20 protein-coding genes are annotated in these 20,208 nt (G+C 52.4%); 4 read left to right on the forward strand and 16 right to left on the reverse strand.

Features of this window, described 5'->3' with window-relative positions:
• The 11 genes from mraY to ilvI form a co-directional block, all read right to left on the reverse strand.
• A complete protein-coding gene (gene mraY, locus LU633_RS20965) occupies positions 1–1,083 on the reverse strand; it encodes a phospho-N-acetylmuramoyl-pentapeptide-transferase (RefSeq protein ID WP_016190962.1) in 1,083 nt (360 codons plus the stop codon).
• A complete protein-coding gene (gene murF, locus LU633_RS20970) occupies positions 1,077–2,438 on the reverse strand; it encodes a UDP-N-acetylmuramoyl-tripeptide--D-alanyl-D-alanine ligase (protein WP_016190961.1) in 1,362 nt (453 codons plus the stop codon). The genes mraY and murF overlap by 7 nt, the downstream gene beginning before the upstream one ends.
• Positions 2,435–3,922 carry a UDP-N-acetylmuramoyl-L-alanyl-D-glutamate--2,6-diaminopimelate ligase gene (gene murE, locus LU633_RS20975; RefSeq protein WP_016190960.1) on the reverse strand — a complete coding sequence of 496 codons (1,488 nt, stop codon included), beginning with the start codon at positions 3,920–3,922 and terminating at the stop codon, positions 2,435–2,437. Before murE ends, murF begins: the two co-directional genes overlap by 4 nt.
• Complete coding sequence (locus tag LU633_RS20980) at positions 3,909–5,681, reverse strand: peptidoglycan glycosyltransferase FtsI (RefSeq protein WP_016190959.1); 1,773 nt, start codon at positions 5,679–5,681, stop codon at positions 3,909–3,911. The genes murE and LU633_RS20980 overlap by 14 nt, the downstream gene beginning before the upstream one ends.
• Positions 5,682–5,689: 8 nt before the next feature.
• Entirely contained in the window at positions 5,690–6,010 is a 321-nt protein-coding gene (gene ftsL, locus LU633_RS20985; protein ID WP_016190958.1) for a cell division protein FtsL, read from the reverse strand.
• The gene (gene rsmH, locus LU633_RS20990) at positions 6,007–6,948 is read right to left on the reverse strand and encodes a 16S rRNA (cytosine(1402)-N(4))-methyltransferase RsmH (RefSeq protein WP_016190957.1); all 942 of its coding nucleotides are present in this window, start codon (positions 6,946–6,948) and stop codon (positions 6,007–6,009) included. The genes ftsL and rsmH overlap by 4 nt, the downstream gene beginning before the upstream one ends.
• A 2-nt stretch (positions 6,949–6,950) precedes the next feature.
• Entirely contained in the window at positions 6,951–7,409 is a 459-nt protein-coding gene (gene mraZ, locus LU633_RS20995; RefSeq protein ID WP_016190956.1) for a division/cell wall cluster transcriptional repressor MraZ, read from the reverse strand.
• A gap of 537 nt (positions 7,410–7,946) precedes the next feature.
• A complete protein-coding gene (gene cra, locus LU633_RS21000) occupies positions 7,947–8,957 on the reverse strand; it encodes a catabolite repressor/activator (protein ID WP_016190955.1) in 1,011 nt (336 codons plus the stop codon).
• A gap of 246 nt (positions 8,958–9,203) precedes the next feature.
• On the reverse strand, positions 9,204–9,614 hold the full coding sequence (tnpA, locus tag LU633_RS21005) for an IS200/IS605 family transposase (RefSeq protein WP_046372068.1): 411 nt from the start codon (positions 9,612–9,614) through the stop codon (positions 9,204–9,206).
• Between the two features lie 173 nt (positions 9,615–9,787).
• A complete protein-coding gene (gene ilvN / locus LU633_RS21010; RefSeq protein WP_016190954.1) occupies positions 9,788–10,279 on the reverse strand; it encodes an acetolactate synthase small subunit in 492 nt (163 codons plus the stop codon).
• Positions 10,280–10,281: 2 nt separating this feature from the next.
• Positions 10,282–12,006, reverse strand: coding sequence for an acetolactate synthase 3 large subunit (gene ilvI, locus LU633_RS21015; RefSeq protein ID WP_016190953.1), 1,725 nt, complete (start codon positions 12,004–12,006; stop codon positions 10,282–10,284).
• Positions 12,007–12,903: 897 nt separating this feature from the next.
• Between ilvI and leuA the strand changes: the two genes are divergently transcribed.
• From leuA to leuD, 4 genes are read left to right on the forward strand one after another with little or no spacing between them, the layout of a single operon-like run.
• The gene (leuA, locus tag LU633_RS21020) at positions 12,904–14,472 is read left to right on the forward strand and encodes a 2-isopropylmalate synthase (protein ID WP_016190952.1); all 1,569 of its coding nucleotides are present in this window, start codon (positions 12,904–12,906) and stop codon (positions 14,470–14,472) included.
• Between the two features lie 2 nt (positions 14,473–14,474).
• The gene (gene leuB, locus LU633_RS21025) at positions 14,475–15,563 is read left to right on the forward strand and encodes a 3-isopropylmalate dehydrogenase (protein ID WP_016190951.1); all 1,089 of its coding nucleotides are present in this window, start codon (positions 14,475–14,477) and stop codon (positions 15,561–15,563) included.
• Positions 15,564–15,565: 2 nt separating this feature from the next.
• Complete coding sequence (gene leuC, locus LU633_RS21030; protein ID WP_016190950.1) at positions 15,566–16,975, forward strand: 3-isopropylmalate dehydratase large subunit; 1,410 nt, start codon at positions 15,566–15,568, stop codon at positions 16,973–16,975.
• A 9-nt stretch (positions 16,976–16,984) separates the two neighbouring features.
• Positions 16,985–17,590: a 3-isopropylmalate dehydratase small subunit gene (gene leuD, locus LU633_RS21035; RefSeq protein ID WP_016190949.1), complete on the forward strand. Its 606-nt coding sequence runs from the start codon at positions 16,985–16,987 to the stop codon at positions 17,588–17,590.
• A 44-nt stretch (positions 17,591–17,634) separates the two neighbouring features.
• Here the strand turns inward: leuD and LU633_RS21040 are convergent, their stop codons facing one another.
• The 5 genes from LU633_RS21040 to LU633_RS21055 all read right to left on the reverse strand — a co-directional run bounded on the left by LU633_RS21040 (position 17,635) and on the right by LU633_RS21055 (position 20,104).
• A complete protein-coding gene (locus tag LU633_RS21040) occupies positions 17,635–17,805 on the reverse strand; it encodes a hypothetical protein (RefSeq protein WP_157275227.1) in 171 nt (56 codons plus the stop codon).
• 322 nt (positions 17,806–18,127) lie between these two features.
• Positions 18,128–18,487 (reverse strand): MFS transporter, encoded by a 360-nt coding sequence (locus tag LU633_RS21045; protein WP_016190947.1) that lies wholly within the window; start codon positions 18,485–18,487, stop codon positions 18,128–18,130.
• Positions 18,439–18,579 carry a hypothetical protein gene (locus LU633_RS26320; protein ID WP_325175790.1) on the reverse strand — a complete coding sequence of 47 codons (141 nt, stop codon included), beginning with the start codon at positions 18,577–18,579 and terminating at the stop codon, positions 18,439–18,441. The genes LU633_RS21045 and LU633_RS26320 overlap by 49 nt, the downstream gene beginning before the upstream one ends.
• Positions 18,580–18,639: 60 nt before the next feature.
• Complete coding sequence (locus LU633_RS21050) at positions 18,640–18,810, reverse strand: hypothetical protein (protein ID WP_016190946.1); 171 nt, start codon at positions 18,808–18,810, stop codon at positions 18,640–18,642.
• A 127-nt stretch (positions 18,811–18,937) separates the two neighbouring features.
• Entirely contained in the window at positions 18,938–20,104 is a 1,167-nt protein-coding gene (locus LU633_RS21055; RefSeq protein ID WP_016190945.1) for an MFS transporter, read from the reverse strand.
• Positions 20,105–20,208: the final 104 nt, after the last annotated feature.

Consider the following 20,208-nt stretch of genomic DNA (forward strand, 5'->3'; position numbering starts at 1 on the left):
TTAACGTACCTTCAGCGTTGCCAGGGCAATCAGCACCAGCATCAGTGAAATAATCCAGAAACGTACAATCACGCGGGGTTCAGGCCAGCCTTTGAGTTCGTAGTGATGATGAATAGGTGCCATTCGGAAAATACGTTGCCCGCGCAGCTTGAACGATCCAACCTGCAAGACGACTGACAGGGTTTCCACTACAAACACGCCACCCATAATGATCAGCAGGAATTCCTGACGCAGCAGGACTGCTATGGTACCCAGCGCCCCACCTAACGCCAGCGACCCTACATCGCCCATAAAAACCTGTGCCGGATAAGTGTTAAACCACAGAAAACCCAGCCCTGCACCGACGATTGCCGCGCAGACAATCACCAGTTCGCCAGCGTGGCGCAGATAAGGAATATGCAGGTATTCAGCAAATTTAACGTTCCCCGTGACCCAGGCCACCAATGCAAAGCCCGCCGCCACGAAAACGGTCGGCATGATAGCCAGACCATCCAGACCATCGGTCAGATTCACCGCATTGCCAGTGCCAACAATCACGAAATAAGCCAGCACCACGTAAAACAGGCCCAGTTGCGGCATGATGTCTTTAAAGAATGGCACCACCAGCTGTGTGGCAGACGTATCCTTACCGGCAATATAGAGCGCAAATGCGACGCCCAGCGAGATAACCGACATCCAGAAATACTTCCAGCGAGCAATCAACCCCTTGGTATCTTTGCGCACCACCTTACGGTAATCATCAATAAAGCCAATGATGCCAAAGCCTGTCAGCACACAGAGCACGCACCAGACATAAGGATTGGAAGGATACGCCCACATCAGAACGGAAACAGTAATGGAAAACAGGATCATTACCCCACCCATCGTTGGCGTGCCACGCTTACTGAAATGTGATTCCGGGCCGTCGTTGCGCACCACCTGGCCAAAAGACATCTCCTGCAGGCGGGCGATCATGCGCGGTCCCATCCATAGCGAGATAAATAGTGCAGTCAGCAGGCTGACGATGGCCCTGAACGTCAGATATGAAAAGACGTTAAAGCCCGAATATAAAACGACCAGTTGTTCGGCCAGCCAGACTAACATGTTTGTTTCTCCTGTAAGCTCTGTACTACCTGCTCCATGGCGGCACTACGTGAACCTTTGACTAATAAAGTGATGGTGGCGTGCCGACTCAGTAATGTCCTGAGGCGAGCTGTTATTGCAGGTTTATCACTGAAATGCTCGCCCACACCGCTGGCTTCGCCAATCAACCGGCTCAGGGTGCCAACGCTAAGAACCTTATCAACGCCTGCCAACCGTGCAGCGTCGCCGACCTGGCGGTGACAGATTTCAGCCTCATCACCCAGTTCAGCCATATCGCCCACCACCATCACCTTGTAACCTGGCATATCAGCCAGAACCTGCACCGCTGCCATCATTGAACCAACATTGGCGTTATAGCTGTCGTCCAGCAGCAGCTTGCCTGGCGAGAGTTCAACAGGAAAGAGACGTCCGGGCACGGGATTGAGCCTAGATAATCCTTGCTGGATAGCGCTGAGTGGCGCACCGACAGAAATCGCTAACGCCGCCGCCGCCAGCGCATTAGCCACATTGTGACAACCGGGAAGCGGTAGATATACCGGAATATGGCCTTTCGGGGTGTGCATAACGAACTGCGTCCCGGTGCTGCTCACCGCGATATCGCTGGTACTAAAATCACAGCCAGACTGCGCCTGTGCTGAAAAATGCCATACTTTTTTGTCTGCCAACTTCGTCTGCCAGTGTGGCCAGTCGTTGCTCTGCGCGTTCAGGATCGCCGTTCCGTTAACAGGCAAACCGTCAAAAATCTCGCCTTTGGCTTTTGCCACACCTGCCAGCGAGCCAAAACCTTCAAGATGCGCTGCCGCCAGGTTATTGACCAGCGCGGCTTCAGGACGCGTCAGTCCGGTAGTATAGGCAATTTCGCCCTGGTGATTGGCACCCAGCTCAATGACCGCATAATGATGTGCTGCCGTCAGGCGTAGCAGGGTAAGAGGCACACCGATGTCATTATTGAGGTTACCGGCGGTATAAAGCGTTTCACCGCATTCACGTAAGATAGCGGCAGCCATCTCTTTCACTGAGGTTTTGCCGGATGAACCGGTCAGCGCCACGACGCGAGCTGTTGATTGCTGGCGCACCCAGCCAGCCAGCTGACCCAACGCACGATGAGTATCAGCCACGACCACCTGCGGAACGGCAACAGGTAAGTGTTTGCTGACTAACAACGCTGTCGCACCGGATGCAAAGGCATCCGCCACAAAATCATGGGCATCAAAACGCTCACCTTTCAGGGCAATAAACAGGCAACCTGCACTGATTTTGCGGGTATCCGTTGTGACCTCCGCAACAGTGATATCACCACCAAACAGTTGTCCGCTGGTCAGTTCAGCCAGCATTTTCATTGAGAGAGCAATCATGCCACGACCCCCAGCAAGCCCGCGACGGTGAGTCGATCAGAGTAATCCAGTCGGCGATTACCAATGATCTGATAATCTTCATGTCCTTTACCAGCAACCAGCACAATGTCACCTTCCTTCGCCTGCATCACTGCGTGAGTGACCGCTTGCGCACGTCCGGGAATCACACGGGTGAGTCCTGCATCAAGCAGCCCGGTCAACACATCGGCCACAATGGCCGCAGGATCCTCACTGCGGGGATTGTCATCGGTAATCACCACCACGTCAGAGAACTGTTCAGCCACCGCACCCATCAGTGGGCGCTTGCCTTTATCGCGGTCGCCCCCGCAGCCAAACACACACCACAGTTTTCCCGTGCAGTGCAAACGTGCAGCGGCAAGCGCTTTTTCCAGCGCGTCCGGCGTATGCGCATAATCGACAACCACGGTAGGTTTACCCGACGCAGCAAAGACCTCCATACGGCCCGTCACTGGCTGTAGCTGCTGACCGGTGGCAACCAGAGACGCCAGCGGGTAACCAAGCGCTAATAAGGTGCCAAGAGCAATCAACAAATTGCTGACGTTAAATGCGCCCATTAAGCGGCTCTCAATGTTTCCCTTGCCCCAGCTGGAATCAAAATCAACTGTTGCACCATTATCGTGATAATTCACATGGGTCGCTTTCAGCCAGCGGCTATGACAGCCGGGCCGAAGGTTATTCTCCATGGTAACCGCGACCGCGTCCGGGAGCTTTGCCAGCCAGCGATAACCGGTTTCATCATCAGCGTTGACGATCGCCTGGCCGACCTGATGCTCAGAAAACAGCAACCATTTGGCAGCTTCATAACGCGTCATATCGCCGTGGTAATCAAGGTGATCGCGGCTGAGATTGGTAAAAGCCGCTGCGGCAAACGGCAGCGCCGCCACGCGATGCTGTACCAGCCCGTGAGAAGACACTTCCATTGCCGCAAGCGTGGCACCCTGTTCAACCAGCGTGCTTAAGATATGCTGAACATCGACCGCTGAACCCGTGGTATTTTCTGCAGGTGTCAGATGACCGTAAATGCCATTGCCCACGGTTCCCATTGCCGCCCCCGTTTCACCCAGCAACTGCACCCATTGTGCTAACAGCTGTGTAGTGGTGGTCTTGCCGTTAGTGCCCGTCACCCCAATCAGACGTAATTTTTCGGCAGGCTGCTGATAAAAACGCCCGGCAAGAGCGGAAAGACGCTGGGAAAGCTGGGCAAGATAAATGATCGGTACGCCATGCACTTCCGCAATATGACCATCCTGCGCCTCACCTTCCGCCTCGGCAATCACCGCCGCCACTCCCTGTGCAATCGCCTGTGGAATAAAGCGTCGTCCATCCACAGCATGGCCGTTTACCGCCACAAACAGGTCGCCGGATGCGGCCAGACGGCTGTCCAATATCATCTCGCGCAGCATTCTCTCAGGTGTGTCAGCCACCCACGGAGCCAGTAAATTGCGCAGGTTACGATCTGTCACTGGATGCCTCACTTCTGTTTTGTGCCATCTCACTGCTTTCATCCTGAGACACGGTTAACGGTAGCGCATCAGGTTCAATGTTCATCGTGCGTAATACGCCGCCCATAATGGCGCCGAATACCGGGGCCGAAACGGCCCCTCCGTAATACTTACCGGCCTGCGGATCGTTAATAACTACCACCAGCGCAAAACGCGGACGACTTACTGGCGCAACGCCAGCGGTGTAAGCGATATATTTATTAACGTATTTACCGTCCGGCCCAACTTTTTTGGCCGTTCCGGTTTTTATCGCTATGCGGTATCCCTTAATGGCTGCTTTCACGCCGCCGCCGCCGGGCAGTGCAACGCTCTCCATCATGTGCATCACGGTACGTACAAGGTCTTCAGGAAAAACGCGTTGACCCGCCACTGGCGGGTCAACTTTGGTTATCGACAACGGGCGATAGACACCATAGCTACCGATTGTTGCGTAGACTCGCGCTAATTGTAACGGTGTTACCATTAGCCCATAGCCGAAAGAGAAGGTGGCCCTCTCTATGTCAGACCACCGTTGTTTTTGAGGATATAAGCCACTGCTTTCTCCGACCAGACCCAAATTGGTCGCCTTACCCAATCCAAAGCGTGTGTAGGTATCCACCAGCGCTGAGGATGGCATCGCTAACGCCAGTCTTGACACGCCGACGTTACTCGATTTTTGCAAAACTCCGGTGAGCGTTAATTCATTGTAACGGGCTACGTCTTTAATTTCGTGACCGTTGACCCGATAAGGGACCGTGTTCAGCACGCTGTTTTCTTTCACCACGCCACGTTCCAGTGCGGCCATCACCACCATTGGCTTAACCGTTGAACCGGGTTCAAAGATGTCCGTGATAGCGCGGTTACGCATCACATCTTTCGTCGTGCTGGAGAGGTTATTTGGGTTGTAAGCAGGACTGTTCGCCATGGCCAGCACTTCGCCCGTATTGACATCAACCAGCACCGCAGTCCCTGATTCGGCTTTGTTGAATGCGACGGCATTGTTTAGCTCACGATAAACCAGTGCCTGCAATCGTTCATCGATACTTAGTGCAAGATTATGGGCTGCGCGGCTGTCAACAGAGGAGATATCCTCAATCACCCGGCCATTGCGGTCCCGTCTTACGGTTCGCTCACCGGGTTGCCCGGTCAGCCATTTATCGAAGCTTTTCTCAACGCCCTCAATTCCCTGTCCGTCAATATTGGTAAAGCCAATCAGATGGGAAGTGACCTGACCAGCAGGATAGTAGCGACGAGATTCTTCACGCAGATTAATTCCCGGAAGCTTGAGTTTTTTGACATAGTCGCCAATGGCGGGATTAACCTGACGGGCCAGATAAACAAAGCGGCCTTTGGGATTAGCATTCACGCGTGCCGCAAGCTGATCGAGCGGAATGGATAACGCATCGGAAAGAGCCTGCCAGCGGCTGTCCAGAGTGACCCCGCCTTTGTCATGCAGCTCTTTGGGATCGGCCCAGACGGCATTCACCGGCACACTCACTGCCAGGGGGCGCCCCGCACGGTCAGTAATCATTCCTCGCGCTGTTGGCACCGCCTGCACTCGCAGTGAACGCAAGTCGCCTTCACGAACCAGCCTGCCCGGACTGATTACCTGTAACCAGGCAACGCGCACCAGTAATCCAATGAGTCCCAGAAAAATGCAACCGCAAAGCAACGCAAAACGCCAGCTGACAAAGCTGGCCTGATCTGCCGGACGTTTTAACCTCACGGTAACTTTTTTCATTCAGGCTCTTATGGCTGTACCACTATATTTTCCTGAGAAGGATCAACATGCTGCATTTGCAGTTTTTCTGTCGCCATTCTTTCCACACGGCTGTGATCACCAAGCGCATTCTCTTCCAGAATCAGATTACGCCATTCAATATCCAGCGCATCACGCTCCAGTAGCAGCTGTTCACGTTGCGCCGTCAACAAACGGGTTTTATGGGCGGTAGTAACGACCAGCACGGCCGAAACCAACACCGCGGTTATAAGAATCACCGGAATTTTGCCATGGCGTAAAATATCGCTGGCGATAACACCGGGCAGACTGTGGCGCTCGTTGCCAATCATGAGGCCGTTCTCTCCGCTATGCGTAAAACCGAGCTGCGTGCTCTTGGGTTGTCTGACACCTCAACGTCACCCGGCATCATCTTGCCAAGTGTCTTAAGATGACGGCTACCAAGGTGACTTAGTTGTGCCTCCGTCACCGGCAGCCCGGCGGGCACCTGTGGACCACGACTTTGTTCGCGCATAAAACGCTTAACAATACGATCCTCAAGCGAATGAAAGCTGATGACAGATAAGCGACCTGACGGTGCCAGTGCACTCAACGAGCCTTTCAGAGCCTGCTCTATCTCTTCCAGTTCGCTGTTAATCCAGATACGAATCGCCTGGAAGCTGCGGGTGGCCGGATGCTTGAATTTGTCCTTTATCGGCGTGGCGTGGTAAATCACCTCCGCCAGCTCCTTTGTGCGCGTCATAGGCTGTTCGCGATTACGCTGCACAATGGCGCGAGCAATACGTTTGGCAAAACGCTCCTCGCCAAAGGTTTTAAGCACAAACGCAATATCATTCTCTTCTGCCTGCAGCAGCCATTCTGCCGCCGACAGACCTCTGCCAGGATCCATGCGCATATCCAAAGGTCCGTCACGCATAAATGAAAAACCGCGTCCTGCGTCATCCAGCTGCGGGGAGGAAACACCCAGATCCAGCAGAATGCCATCAATTTTTCCGGTCAGTTCGCGTGCTTCGACATAGTCAGCCAGCGCAGAGAAGGGGCCATAAATAATGTTAAAGCGTGGATCGGTAATTTCAGCGGCCGCCGCAATTGCTTGTGGGTCACGATCAATAGCAAACAGCCGCCCCTGCTGTCCCAGCTTTGCCAGGATTAAACGCGAATGGCCACCTCGTCCAAAGGTGCCATCGATATAGATACCGTCTGGCTTGATGTTGAGCGCATTAACCGCCTCATCCAACAGCACGGTGGTATGTTTGAAATTTTCCTGCATAGCTATAGCGACAAGTCCTGCAAGCGCTCAGTGAGTGGTTCCTGAGTCGACTGCTCCGCGTTAATATCCTCCCTGACTTGTTGATACCAGGTCTGTTCATCCCACAGTTCAAATTTATTGAACTGTCCAACCAGCATCACTTCTTTGGTCAGGCTGGCATGCTGGCGAAGTGTATTTGCCACCAGCAATCGACCTGCGTTATCCATCTGACACTCGCTGGCATGCCCCAATAACAGACGCTGCACGCGGCGCTCTGCGGGATTCATGCTGGATAAGCGAGCCAGTTTACGCTCGATAATTTCCCATTCAGGCAGTGTGTAAAGCAGCAGACATGGTTGGTGAAGGTCAATGGTACAAACCATTTGCCCCTGTGATTCCCCGATCAGCGTTTCGCGATAGCGCGTAGGCACAGCAAGCCGACCTTTGCTGTCGAGATTGACTAACGTTGCTCCACGGAACATGCCAGTCTCACCCCTCTGCCCCCTGTTTCACCACTTTCCACCACAAATTCCCACCAACGGAGTGTACGGAGCGCAGGAAAAGATTGTCAAGCTACAGCAGGCGTTGAACAGGATTATTTCTTTAAGATAAAAACCGCAGGAAAAGCTTAAAAAATACGATTTAGTCAAATATTTAAAAATAAGCTAATGAATAGCACCAGAATTTTCTCTGGAAACTCATCATTGTTTAAAAATATACCAGTAACTTGCCAAAAAGATTTTAAGGCAAATTTACGTTGCACCGGGCATTTTAAGGTATTTCTTAATACCATACCGCACGGGGCTTGATGTCTCTGCTGCAGCGTAAGGTGACGATGCGTCATATCGGTCAAAGCGAATAATTCAGATGGCGCGGGTGGAATGACACTAATATTTACTTTTATTTACGCATTACGAAAAACAATATTAACAATTTAAAATGATCGGTTTAACGGAGATATATTCGTGAAATACAAAAAGCAAAAAAGCAGAACGGTTATCTGCCTTTCAACAAAGAGATTAACTATCATAACGACTTAATCGACCGCGACGATAAAGATTACGACGAATACGCGTTAAACCCGGTTTGGGTTTACGCGGCTCATCCAGACTGGCCAATACCAGCTCCAGCACCCGCTCGGCGACATCACGGTGGCGTTGTCCGACGGCCAGAACCGGACATTCAAGGAAATCTAACAGCTCATGATCGCCAAACGTGGCGATGGCAAGGTCAGTTGGTAAACGCCCTTCACGCCGCAAGGCCACGTCCATTACCCCCTGTAATAATCCAAAAGAGGTGGTAAACAACGCATCCGGCATTGGGTTATTTTCCAGCCAGCTTTCAAACCGTGCCGCGGCGGCACTACGCTCAAAACTGTTTGCATAGATAAATTCGATGTTTCGCTTGTCCTCTTTCCACGCCAGGCGAAACCCCATTTCACGCAGGAAACTGACAGACAGCTCGGGCAGTGCGCCCAGAAAAAGGACGGTTTCAACGTCCTGCTTACGGAGTTCAGCAGCCAGCATTTCTGCATCATCCTGATCTGACCCCACCACACTGGTAAAATGTTCACGGTCCAGCGCACGGTCCAGCGCAATAATCGGCAGCGGATCGCTTTTCCACCGCTGATAAAAAGGATGCTCGGGTGGCAGGGATGTCGACACAATAATGGCATCAACCTGACGTTGTAGCAGGTGCTCAATACAACGCATTTCGTTATCGGGCTGATCTTCTGAGCAGGCAATCAGCAGCTGATAGCCACGCTGACGAGCCTGGCGCTCAAGGTAATTTGCAATTCGGGTGTAACTGGTGTTTTCCAAATCAGGAATAACCAGTCCGATGGAGCGCGTCCGTCCTGCACGCAATCCCGCCGCAACCGCGTTCGGATAGTAGTTGTACTCACGCACCACGGCCATCACCTTTTCGACGGTTTTGTCGCTGACACGATACTGCTTTGCTTTGCCATTGATAACGTAGCTGGCGGTCGTGCGCGATACACCGGCAAGGCGTGCAATTTCATCCAGTTTCACAATAACCCCACGCTAGCACCGAAGAGAGTGCGAAAAATAGCCACGTCATGGCTATGGATAACTCATTTGTCACATCTAACCGTAGATTAGATAAGCGAGCAACTGCTTTTGTTTATGCCTGGGCGTTTGCCGACAAAAGTAAAAAACCACCTGCATAGCAGGTGCCATTGATTTCGCCCCACAGGGGCGCACTAAGTCCAGACTCAGAGAGCCTTCCCTTCACACTTCTTTCAGTGGAGGCTGGCTCTATTCAACTTCATGTTTTTCCTGATACTTCACGTACTTTATTATCATTTCTTCGTTTATACCTACGGTATCGACACAATAACCTCTTGCCCAAAAATCATTCCCCCACTGCTTGTTCTTACGCAGGCAGGGAAATTTATTGAACAATCGAAGGGCTGTTTTACCCTTTAAGTCGCCTGTTACATGGGAAATCGAAAGCCGTGGAGGCACTTTTACCCGCAAAGGGACATGGTCTGTCTGGACATTCAGCTCCACTACTTCTATCCCGGGCTGCTCACCTGAGATCCTTATCGGCTTACAGACCTCTTTACCAACATTGTTCCTGAGGATGCGAAACCGGTACCTGGGTGTCCATACGATATGATATTGACAACACCAGAGCACATGAGATGCTTTCTGGAATCTGCTCATGGTTAAATCCCTGGCAGTTATGGGGATAACAGATTCGGATTTTCCCATGAGTAGCATGACTGGCAGAGCCAACTTATTGCTGACCACCTCCACAGGGGGTGGTGTTCATGCAGGGATAAAAAACCCGACATTACGTCGGGTTAGCGAAAGATGATGATAATCACCCATCTGAATTATCGCATTATGCGATCTCCTCTGGAAACGCCCACAATGCCGGAACGGGCAACTTCAACGATTTCCGCCACTTCGCGCACGGTGCTGAGAAAAGCATCCAGTTTGTCACTGGTTCCAGCCAGCTGAACCGTGTAAAGCGATGGCGTAACATCCACAATCTGTCCACGGAAAATTTCCGCGCTGCGCTTTACTTCTTCCCGGCCATATCCTGTTGCCTGCACCTTCACCAGCATAACTTCACGCTCAACAAAAGCCCCCAAGCCCAGTTCGCTGACACGAAGCACATCAACCAGTTTGTGCAGTTGTTTTTCAATCTGCTCCAGGACTTTTTCGTCACCGACGGTCTGAATGGTCATCCGCGAAAGAGTGGGATCGTCTGTCGGTGCCACCGTCAGGCTTTCAATATTATAGCCACGCTGAGAAAACAGACCGACTACACGTGATAATGCGCCGGATTCGTTTTCCAGCAGCACAGATAAAACACGACGCATCATTAAGTCCTCTCCGTTTTGCTCAACCACATCTCGTCCATCCCACCGCCACGAATCTGCATCGGGTATACATGTTCGGAACTATCCACATTGACATCAACAAAGACCAGGTGCCCTTTGGCCAGTGCTGCCAGCGCCTCTGTCAGCTTCGGCTCCAGCTCATGCGGATGGTTAATACCAATGCCAACATGTCCATAGGCTTGTGCCAGACGGACAAAATCCGGCAATGACTCCATGTACGACTGTGAATGACGCCCTGAATAGATCATATCCTGCCACTGCTTGACCATGCCGAGGAAACGGTTGTTGAGGCTTAATACCAATACGGGCAGATCGTATTGCAACGCCGTGGAAAGCTCCTGAATATTCATCTGAATACTGCCGTCACCCGTCACACAAATAACCGTTTCTTCCGGCAGGGCCAGCTTTACACCGAGTGCTGCAGGCAGTCCGAAACCCATGGTGCCGAGTCCACCCGAGTTTATCCAGCGACGCGGCTTGTCAAACTGGTAATAAAGTGCGGCGAACATCTGGTGCTGGCCGACATCGGAGGTAACAAAAGCCTCGCCTTTTGTCAGACGGCAGATATTTTCAATCACTGCCTGCGGCTTAATCTTTTCACTATTCTTGTCATAGGCGAGGCAATCGCGCGCGCGCCACTGTTCAATGCTCTGCCACCAGTCGCGCAGGCTGTCGAAATCCTGCTCCTTTTCCCTCTGTGCCAACAGCTCCAGCATCTGAGTCAGAACCTGTTTTGCATCTCCGACAATAGGAACATCTGCCGATACCGTTTTGGAAATTGACGTCGGGTCAATATCAATATGCAACACCGTGGCATTCGGACAATATTTTGCAAGATTATTCGTTGTGCGATCATCAAAGCGCACACCAATCGCAAAGATCACATCGGCGTTGTGCATGGTCATATTGGCTTCAAACGTGCCATGCATCCCTAACATCCCGACGCTTTGCCGGTGCGATCCCGGAAAAGCACCCAGCCCCATCAGGGAGCAGGTGACCGGCAGGTTCAGCTGTTCAGCAATCTGGCGCAGTTCTTCATGGCAGGAAGCATTGATCACCCCACCTCCCGTATAGATTACCGGTTTTTTCGCCGCGAGAAGCGTCTGCAGCGCACGTTTAACCTGCCCTTTATGGCCCCGGGTCGTTGGGTTATAAGAACGCATGCTGACCGATTCAGGCCAGATATAAGGGAACTTGTTGGTCGGATTCATTACATCTTTTGGCAGGTCGATCACCACCGGACCTGGACGACCGCTGGAGGCCAGCCAGAAGGCTTTTTTCATCACAGCAGGCACATCTTCCGCTTTCCTCACCAGAAAGCTGTGCTTTACCACGGGCCGGGAAATCCCGACCATGTCACATTCCTGAAATGCGTCATAGCCAATGAGCGTGGAAGGCACCTGCCCGGAGAGCACCACCATGGGAATGGAATCCATATAAGCCGTCGCAATACCGGTAATGGCATTGGTAGCACCAGGCCCTGAAGTCACCAGCACAACGCCCACTTCACCGGTTGAACGAGAATAGCCGTCCGCCATATGCACTGCACCCTGCTCATGACGAACCAGCACGTGGTCAATTCCACCAACAGTCTGCAAAGCGTCATAGATATCGAGCACGGCACCGCCGGGGTAGCCGAATACATGTTTGACCCCCTGGTCGATCAACGATCGAACAACCATCTCAGCTCCTGACAACATCTCCATTTTTTGCCTCCAGGCTTTAACTTTAAGGTACTGAATTATATGACAGATACACCCTGCTACTCAGAAAACAGGACGGACGCCAGGATGAGGTCAAAACCCGTATTTTATTTTAACAAGGAATGCTTTCCAAAACTCGGGGGGGGAATATGCCCCGATATTTTGATTTTATGACGAGTACCATAACCGCAGAAAACCCGGCAGGCAAACGCCATCCCGGGCGCGTCGTTCAATCTGAGGATAGCAAGGCACTGCCCTGACGGGGGACTTATCGATAATTACACTTACCTCCCGGCGAAAGAAAAGCGCTTTATACTGTCTGACCCCGCTAATTCAGTGCGATCGTTTTGTTATCAAAACCGGGTCGAGCATAATAAGAGTGCAGCAATGTGAATATCGCCTGTCTTTCAGATTTATATCCTGCATAAATACATACACATAAAACAATTCGCCAGATACCAGAACATCCCAACAGCTTAACCCTGATAACGAAATCAGATTAACATATTGATTATTAGCAATTCCCAGTCAAAACCAGATAATAAAAATGCGGGTTTATACTCTTCATTGCGCGCTGTTTTGTTTAACAGCACGCATTCTTCTGTTAGCAGCGCCCACATCAGCATTATTTTTCTTAACGGTAACATTATATCCCCATAGCGAAAGTTGACATCTGTCCACGCTTTCAAGTATCAATACCGGACACTAAATTTTTAAGGTCTGATTCAATGATTCGTACCACCTGCCTTACAGATCTACTACTAACGCATCTTTCTTGCGCGGTAAGCTTTTGGGCGGAATGAATCACTGATTCAGACTTGCAAAACAAAAAACCCGCGCAAATGCGCGGGTTTTTTATGCCCGTAAATACGGCGAAGCAAACACGACAAGGAATACTTAATGAGCCAACAAGTAATTATTTTCGATACCACTCTGCGTGACGGCGAACAGGCGTTACAGGCAAGCCTGAGTGTCAAAGAGAAGTTGCAAATCGCGCTGGCGCTGGAGCGTATGGGCGTAGATGTCATGGAAGTCGGTTTCCCCGTTTCGTCACCGGGGGACTTCGAATCGGTACAAACTATTGCCCGTCAGATTAAAAACAGCCGCGTTTGCGCGCTGGCGCGCTGTGTTGAAAAAGATATTGATGCCGCCTTTGAATCCCTGAAGGTGGCAGAGGCCTATCGTATTCATACGTTTCTGGCCACCTCGCCAATGCATATCGCCACTAAATTAAGAAGCGCCTTACCGGAAGTGATTGAACGTGCGACAAAAATGATAAAACGTGCACGCAACTATACCGACGATGTGGAATTCTCCTGTGAGGATGGCGGGCGCACGCCAATTGACGATCTGTGCCGCGTGGTAGAAGCCGCCATCAACGCTGGCGCCACCACTATCAATATACCCGACACCGTGGGATACACCCTGCCCGGCGAATACAGCAACATTTTTGCGCAACTGCGTCACCGCGTACCCAATATCGATAAAGCCATCCTCTCTGTGCATACTCACGATGATTTAGGCATGGCGGTCGGCAACGCGCTGGCCGCTGTCCAGGCAGGTGCACGTCAGGTGGAAGGTACGCTCAACGGTCTGGGCGAACGTGCCGGAAACTGTGCGCTGGAAGAAGTGATCATGGCGATCAAACTACGCAGTCAGTTGATGGGTGTCCATACCCAAGTCCATCACCAGGAAATTTACCGTACCAGCCAGACGGTCAGCCAGATTTGCAACATGCCTATCCCGGCGAACAAAGCCGTGGTGGGTTCCGGTGCCTTTGCTCACTCTTCCGGTATCCATCAGGACGGCGTACTGAAGAACCGTGAGAATTATGAAATCATGACCCCGGAATCCATCGGCCTGAACCAGGTGCAGCTGAATCTGACCTCCCGCTCAGGCCGTGCTGCGGTGAAGCACCGTATGGATGAAATGGGCTATAAAGAAGATGATTACAGTCTGGATACGTTGTATGACGCGTTCCTGAAACTGGCGGATAAAAAAGGCCAGGTATTTGACTACGATCTGGAAGCACTGGCCTTTATCAACAAACAGAACGAAGACCCGGAACACTTCCGTCTGGATTATTTCAGCGTGCAGTCTGGTTCCAGCGTAATGGCAACCGCTTCGGTCAAACTGGGATGTGGTGACGATGTGAAAGCAGAAGCGGCAACGGGCAATGGTCCGGTCGATGCCGTCTATCAGGCGATCAACCGCATTACCGATTTTGATACAGAACTGGTGAAATACCACCTCACGGCAAAAGGCCACGGCAAAGATGCGCTGGGCCAGGTAAACATCGTGGTGAATTACAACGGTCGCAAATTCCACGGCGTCGGGCTGGCAACGGATATAGTTGAATCTTCAGCTAAAGCGATGATCAATGCGCTTAATAACATCTGGCGCGCCCGCCAGGTTGAGCAGGAACTGCAACGCAAATCAAAAACGAAAGACCACAAGGAGATAGTGTAACCATGTCCAGAACCTATCATATTGCCGTGTTACCGGGTGATGGCATCGGACCCGAAGTCATGGCGCAGGCCAGCAAGGTCCTTGATGCCGTGCGTCACCGTTTTGCCATGCGCATCACCACCAGCGAATATGATGTTGGTGGCATCGCTATCGATTGTCACGGTGAACCTCTGCCTCAGGTTACCATTGCCGGATGCGAACAGGCGGATGCCATTCTGTTTGGTTCAGTCGGTGGTCCGAAATGGGAACACCTGCCACCGACCCAACAGCCAGAGCGTGGTGCCTTGCTGCCATTGCGCAAACACTTTAAACTGTTCAGCAATCTGCGCCCGGCCAGCCTGCATCAAGGGTTGGAAGATTTCTGCCCACTGCGCAGTGATATCGCTGCACAGGGCTTTGATATTCTGGTGGTCAGAGAACTGACCGGCGGCATCTATTTTGGTCAGCCAAAAGGCCGTGAAGGCAGCGGACAGCATGAGCGCGCATTCGATACCGAGGTTTATCACCGTTTTGAAATTGAGCGTATCGCGCATATCGCCTTTGAATCCGCGCGTAAACGCCGCAAAAAAGTCACATCAATCGATAAAGCCAACGTTCTGCAATCCTCAATTCTGTGGCGGGAAATCGTGAATGAAGTGGCCGCAGACTACCCGGACGTTGAGCTGCACCACATGTATATCGATAACGCCACCATGCAGCTTATCAAAGCGCCTTCGCAGTTCGACGTTATGCTGTGCTCCAACCTGTTCGGTGATATTCTGTCTGATGAATGCGCGATGATCACCGGTTCAATGGGCATGCTGCCTTCTGCCAGCCTCAACGAACAGGGCTTTGGCCTGTTTGAGCCTGCCGGTGGCTCCGCGCCGGATATTGCTGGTAAAAATATCGCCAACCCCATTGCTCAGATCCTGTCGCTGTCGTTATTACTGCGCTTTAGCCTGGACGCCGCCGCCGCTGCTGACGCTATCGAACAGGCGGTCAGTCGCGCACTGTCGGAAGGTTACCGCACCGGCGATTTGGCAGGTGGCAACAGCGCAGTCAGCACAGAAGAAATGGGTTCAATCATTGCCCGGTTTACCAGCGAAGCCTGAATATGAAAACATTATACGAAAAGCTGTTTAATGCCCACCTGGTGTATGAAGCGGCAGGTGAAACGCCGCTGCTGTACATTGACCGCCATCTGGTGCATGAAGTCACGTCGGCACAGGCGTTTGATGGGCTGCGGGCGCAGGGTCGCCCGGTGCGCCAGCCATCGAAAACCTTCGCCACCATGGATCACAATGTCTCGACGCAAACCCGTGACATCAATGCCAGTGGCGAAATGGCTCGCATTCAAATGTCATTGCTGATCAACAACTGTAAAGAGTTTGGTGTCACTTTGTACGACCTTAACCATGCTTATCAGGGCATTGTCCATGTGATCGGACCTGAGCAGGGTTTATCGCTGCCGGGCATGACCATTGTCTGTGGTGACTCGCATACCTCAACCCACGGTGCCATGGGTGCACTGGCATTTGGTATCGGTACGTCTGAAGTGGAGCATGTGCTGGCAACACAGACGCTGAAACAGTCCCGCGCCAAAACCATGAAGGTTGAGGTTATTGGTAGCATTGCCCCGGGCATTACCGCCAAAGATATTGCTCTCGCCATCATTGGCAAAACCGGTAGCGGCGGCGGTAATGGGCATGTAGTCGAGTTTTGTGGTAAGGCGATTGAGCAGCTCAGTATGGAAAGCCGGATGACGCTATGTAACATGGCTATTGAACTGGGTGCAAAAGCGGGTCTTGTGGCGCCTGACGACACCACCTTCGAGTATGTCAAAGGCCGTCAGTTTGCCCCCAAAGGGGATGCCTGGGATCAGGCTGTGGCATACTGGCGCACGCTGAAATCCGACAGCGGCGCACCTTTTGACAAAGTGATCACCCTTAACGCTGCAGAGATCGCCCCTCAGGTAACATGGGGAACCAATCCGGGGCAGGTCATTGCCGTCGATCAATGTATCCCCGACCCGACTTCCTTTAACGACCCGATAGAACGCGCGTCGGCCGAAAAAGCGCTGGCTTATATGGACCTGAAACCCGGCAGCAGGTTGACCGAAATCAGGATCGATAAAGTGTTTATTGGCTCCTGTACAAATTCACGTATTGAAGATCTGCGGGCAGCAGCAGCAATCATTAAAGGACGTAAAATTGCAGACGGTGTTCAGGGCTACGTGGTACCGGGTTCAGGCCCGGTTAAAGCGCAGGCAGAGGCGGAAGGGCTGGATAAAATCTTCCTTGATGCCGGCTTCGAATGGCGTCTGCCGGGCTGTTCGATGTGCCTTGCGATGAATAATGACCGTCTCAGCCCCGGCGAACGCTGTGCCTCTACCAGCAATCGTAACTTTGAAGGCCGTCAGGGCCGCGGTGGACGCACCCATTTGCTCAGTCCGGCAATGGCCGCCGCCGCCGCCATTGCCGGGCACTTTGCCGATATCCGTGAACCATCCGCATGGACAAATTAGGGAGCCAGCATGGCGAAGAAATTTACCCGGCATACCGGCATCGTGGTGCCGATGGACTCTGCCAACGTCGATACCGATGCCATTATCCCCAAGCAATTTCTGCAAATGGTGACCCGCACTGGTTTTGGGCGCAACCTGTTCTATGACTGGCGCTACAGCGATGCACAAGGTCAGGTACCCAACCCGGCCTTTGTGCTTAATCAACCCGCTTTTCGCGGTGCCAGCATTATGCTGACCCGGGAAAACTTTGGTTGCGGTTCCTCCCGTGAGCATGCCCCCTGGGCGCTGACTGACTATGGCATTCAGGCGATTATCGGCAGCGGCTTTGCCGACATCTTCGCCAATAACTCGTTTAATAATCAGCTGCTGCTGGTAACCTTAAGTGAAGAAGAGATTGATGCGCTTTTTCGCATGGTGGCGGCGGAACCTGGGATCAGTTTTACGATTGATCTGGAAAAGCAACTTATCAGCACAGGTCAAAACCAGTACAGCTTCACCATTGACAGCTTTCGCCGTCACTGCCTGCTAAACGGGCTGGATAATATTGGGCTAACACTGCAACACGACGCGCAAATCGGCGCTTACGAGCAGAAACAGCCCGCCTTTTTACGCTAGCCTTACAGACTCTGCCGCAGTGGCCTGCGGCTTTTCTCTATCCATTAATGCTGCGACGACGAGACACCCTGTGCCGCCACGGCGTTTCTGACCGCAATAAAACAAAGCAGCGCCAGTAGATATCCGTACATCAGCACCGCGCTCATTGACACGCTTGAGGTGTTGCCAATCCCGGTCAGCGGTGCGCTGATGCCGCCCATCGCAAACATTAGCATGCCTATCCATTCGGAGGCCGTCCCGGAATGCGCGGCCTGACGCTGCATAGCTAACCGAACTGGCCAGCGTGCAAATACCGCTATTAACTGAAACGGTGAAAAACAGCAGGGTAACAATCCGTCACAGCAGACAGTCTGTGAAAAATCCCAGCAGCAGCAGCTGAAAAGCAAATACCACGGCGGCAGCCAGGGCAAAGGCCAGCACCACCGTCTCCCCTCACTTTGCCGAACATTTTGCTAACAGCAAAGAACAGACCACCAGCCCAAGGCCATTCACCGCAAAGGTTTAACTGTATTGCAGGGCCGAAAGCGCGAACACCTGCTAAAAAATGTACGATGACGCGCCAATACAGGCAAACAGGTCCGCCATCATAAAGCCCTGCAACAGGCACAACACCATAAAGGTACGGTCATGGAACACACTGCCTGAATCCAACGAGGCGTCACTAACGTTCTGCCAGCCCCGCGTTTCCGACAGCCTGAACCACGTAAGCAAAAAAAGGAGTACACCCGCTGCCGTCAGTGAAACAAACAGCCCGCACCAGTCTGTCACGGTCAGCTGAAGACCACCCAAAACAGGCGCAATCACTGGCGCAATTCCGTTGATGGTCATCAGCAGGGCAAAAAAGCCTGTCAGCGCGGTGCCGCTGTAAAGACCCCGGGCAATGGCACGGGACAGCACGGCCCCGCCAGCCCCGGAAAGAAGCGAGCAGCAATCAACTGCGACATATCATGGGTCAATGCACACCACAGCGACGCCAGACAAAACAGCACCAGCGAAATAAGTGACGGCTTCCACCTGCCAGTGTGGTCACTGAGCGGGCCAAAAACAAACTACCCTGCGCCCAACTCAGCCAGTGCAGCCGTCAGCTGCCCGGGCGAAGTAGATTCCCCGAACTGACAAGTCAGTTCGGGCAGCGCTGAAAGATAGAAATCGGTACAAAGCGGTCCCAGCGCGTTTAGCGCCCCAGGGATTAATGCGTAAACCAGCCTGCTTTTTTCCATTGCCATTTCCTCCCTTATTCGCAATACATATCCTCATCAAGTCTTATCAGAAACACCGTTATTCGCCAGTAACAACCTTTGCACTATTCACTTATCAACCAGTCTCGCGCGAAATCTGCCGACTTCTTTACACGTTTTTCACTTTCGCGGTAATCGCCAGAGCAACAATGCCCAGCAGCAAGGCAACCCAATACACTGCAACATGACCAAACGCTTCCGTCAGCATGCCCTGAACCACACCTGCCAGAATGACACCGGTAGAAATGCTGTTAGTGAACAGCGTTGTGGCCGCTCCCGGCCGCCCCGGCATTAAATCCTGAAACCACAGCATGCCAATCCCCGCCACGATACCGATAAACACCGCATTGAAAAGTTGTAATATCATCAATGCCAGCCGCGAATGAAACAGCACCAGCCCGAAGTAAAACAGCACGCCCGCCATCAGCGCCACCAGCATCATATTGCGCTTGCCAACGCGTTTCACGTAGTGCCCAGCCAGCAGCATCGCGGGGATTTCCAGACCCGCGGCCACGCCCATCAGTAATCCGGCCAGGCGCTCTGACAAACCCAGCACATTGCTAATATAAATCGGCATATCAATGATATACATGGTATTACAAGTCCACATCAGCAAAGAGGCGAGAAATAACAGCCTGACATCCGGGTTCTTCCAGGCGCTGATTTCAGTTATGGCAATCTGTTCCGACTGAACAATGCGAGGGACCGAGGGTAGCGCAAACCAGATCAATGAAATGCAGACAATAAAAAGCGCGGCGGCAACCACAAACATCGTGGTAAAACCATAGCCCAGCACAAGCGCAAAGGAGAGCGGCGGCCCAATCACCCACGCCAGTGACAGCTGGGCACGCATAACTGAACTGAACATCACCACTTCCCGCGCTGAACGGTCAGCATACTCACGCGCCAGCGCGAAAATCTGCGGCATAGCTACGCTGGCCAGCGCGGACAGCAGAACACCTGCGGTAACCAGTGTCAGATAATGGCGATTGAAAGCAAACAGCAGCGCATTTCCCGCCGCCATCAGGCAACAAAACAGAATCAGCATGCGCCTGTCACCACGGTTATCCGAACGCTTTGCCAACAGCACGCTGACCCCAATCCCGGCGACCGCATTAACGGTATAAAACAGCCCGACCCAAAACGGACGCACCGCCACCTCACGGGTGAGAAACAGACTGAGCGTCGGCGCCTGTAACGCTCCCGCCACGCCCACCATAAAAGAGACGGTCATAAACGGGTTGATTCGACGTCGACGTGATAAAAGCGATTTCATGACTGATCCTTCGGTATGGCGCTCGCGACAAGGTACACAGCATAAACAGAACAAACAAGAAGCACAGAAGAAAACAGGGCCAATGAAAAAAGGCCAGCGGCCAT

It is taken from the genome of Erwinia tracheiphila, assembly GCF_021365465.1.
GTDB classification, from domain to species: Bacteria; Pseudomonadota; Gammaproteobacteria; order Enterobacterales; family Enterobacteriaceae; genus Erwinia; species Erwinia tracheiphila.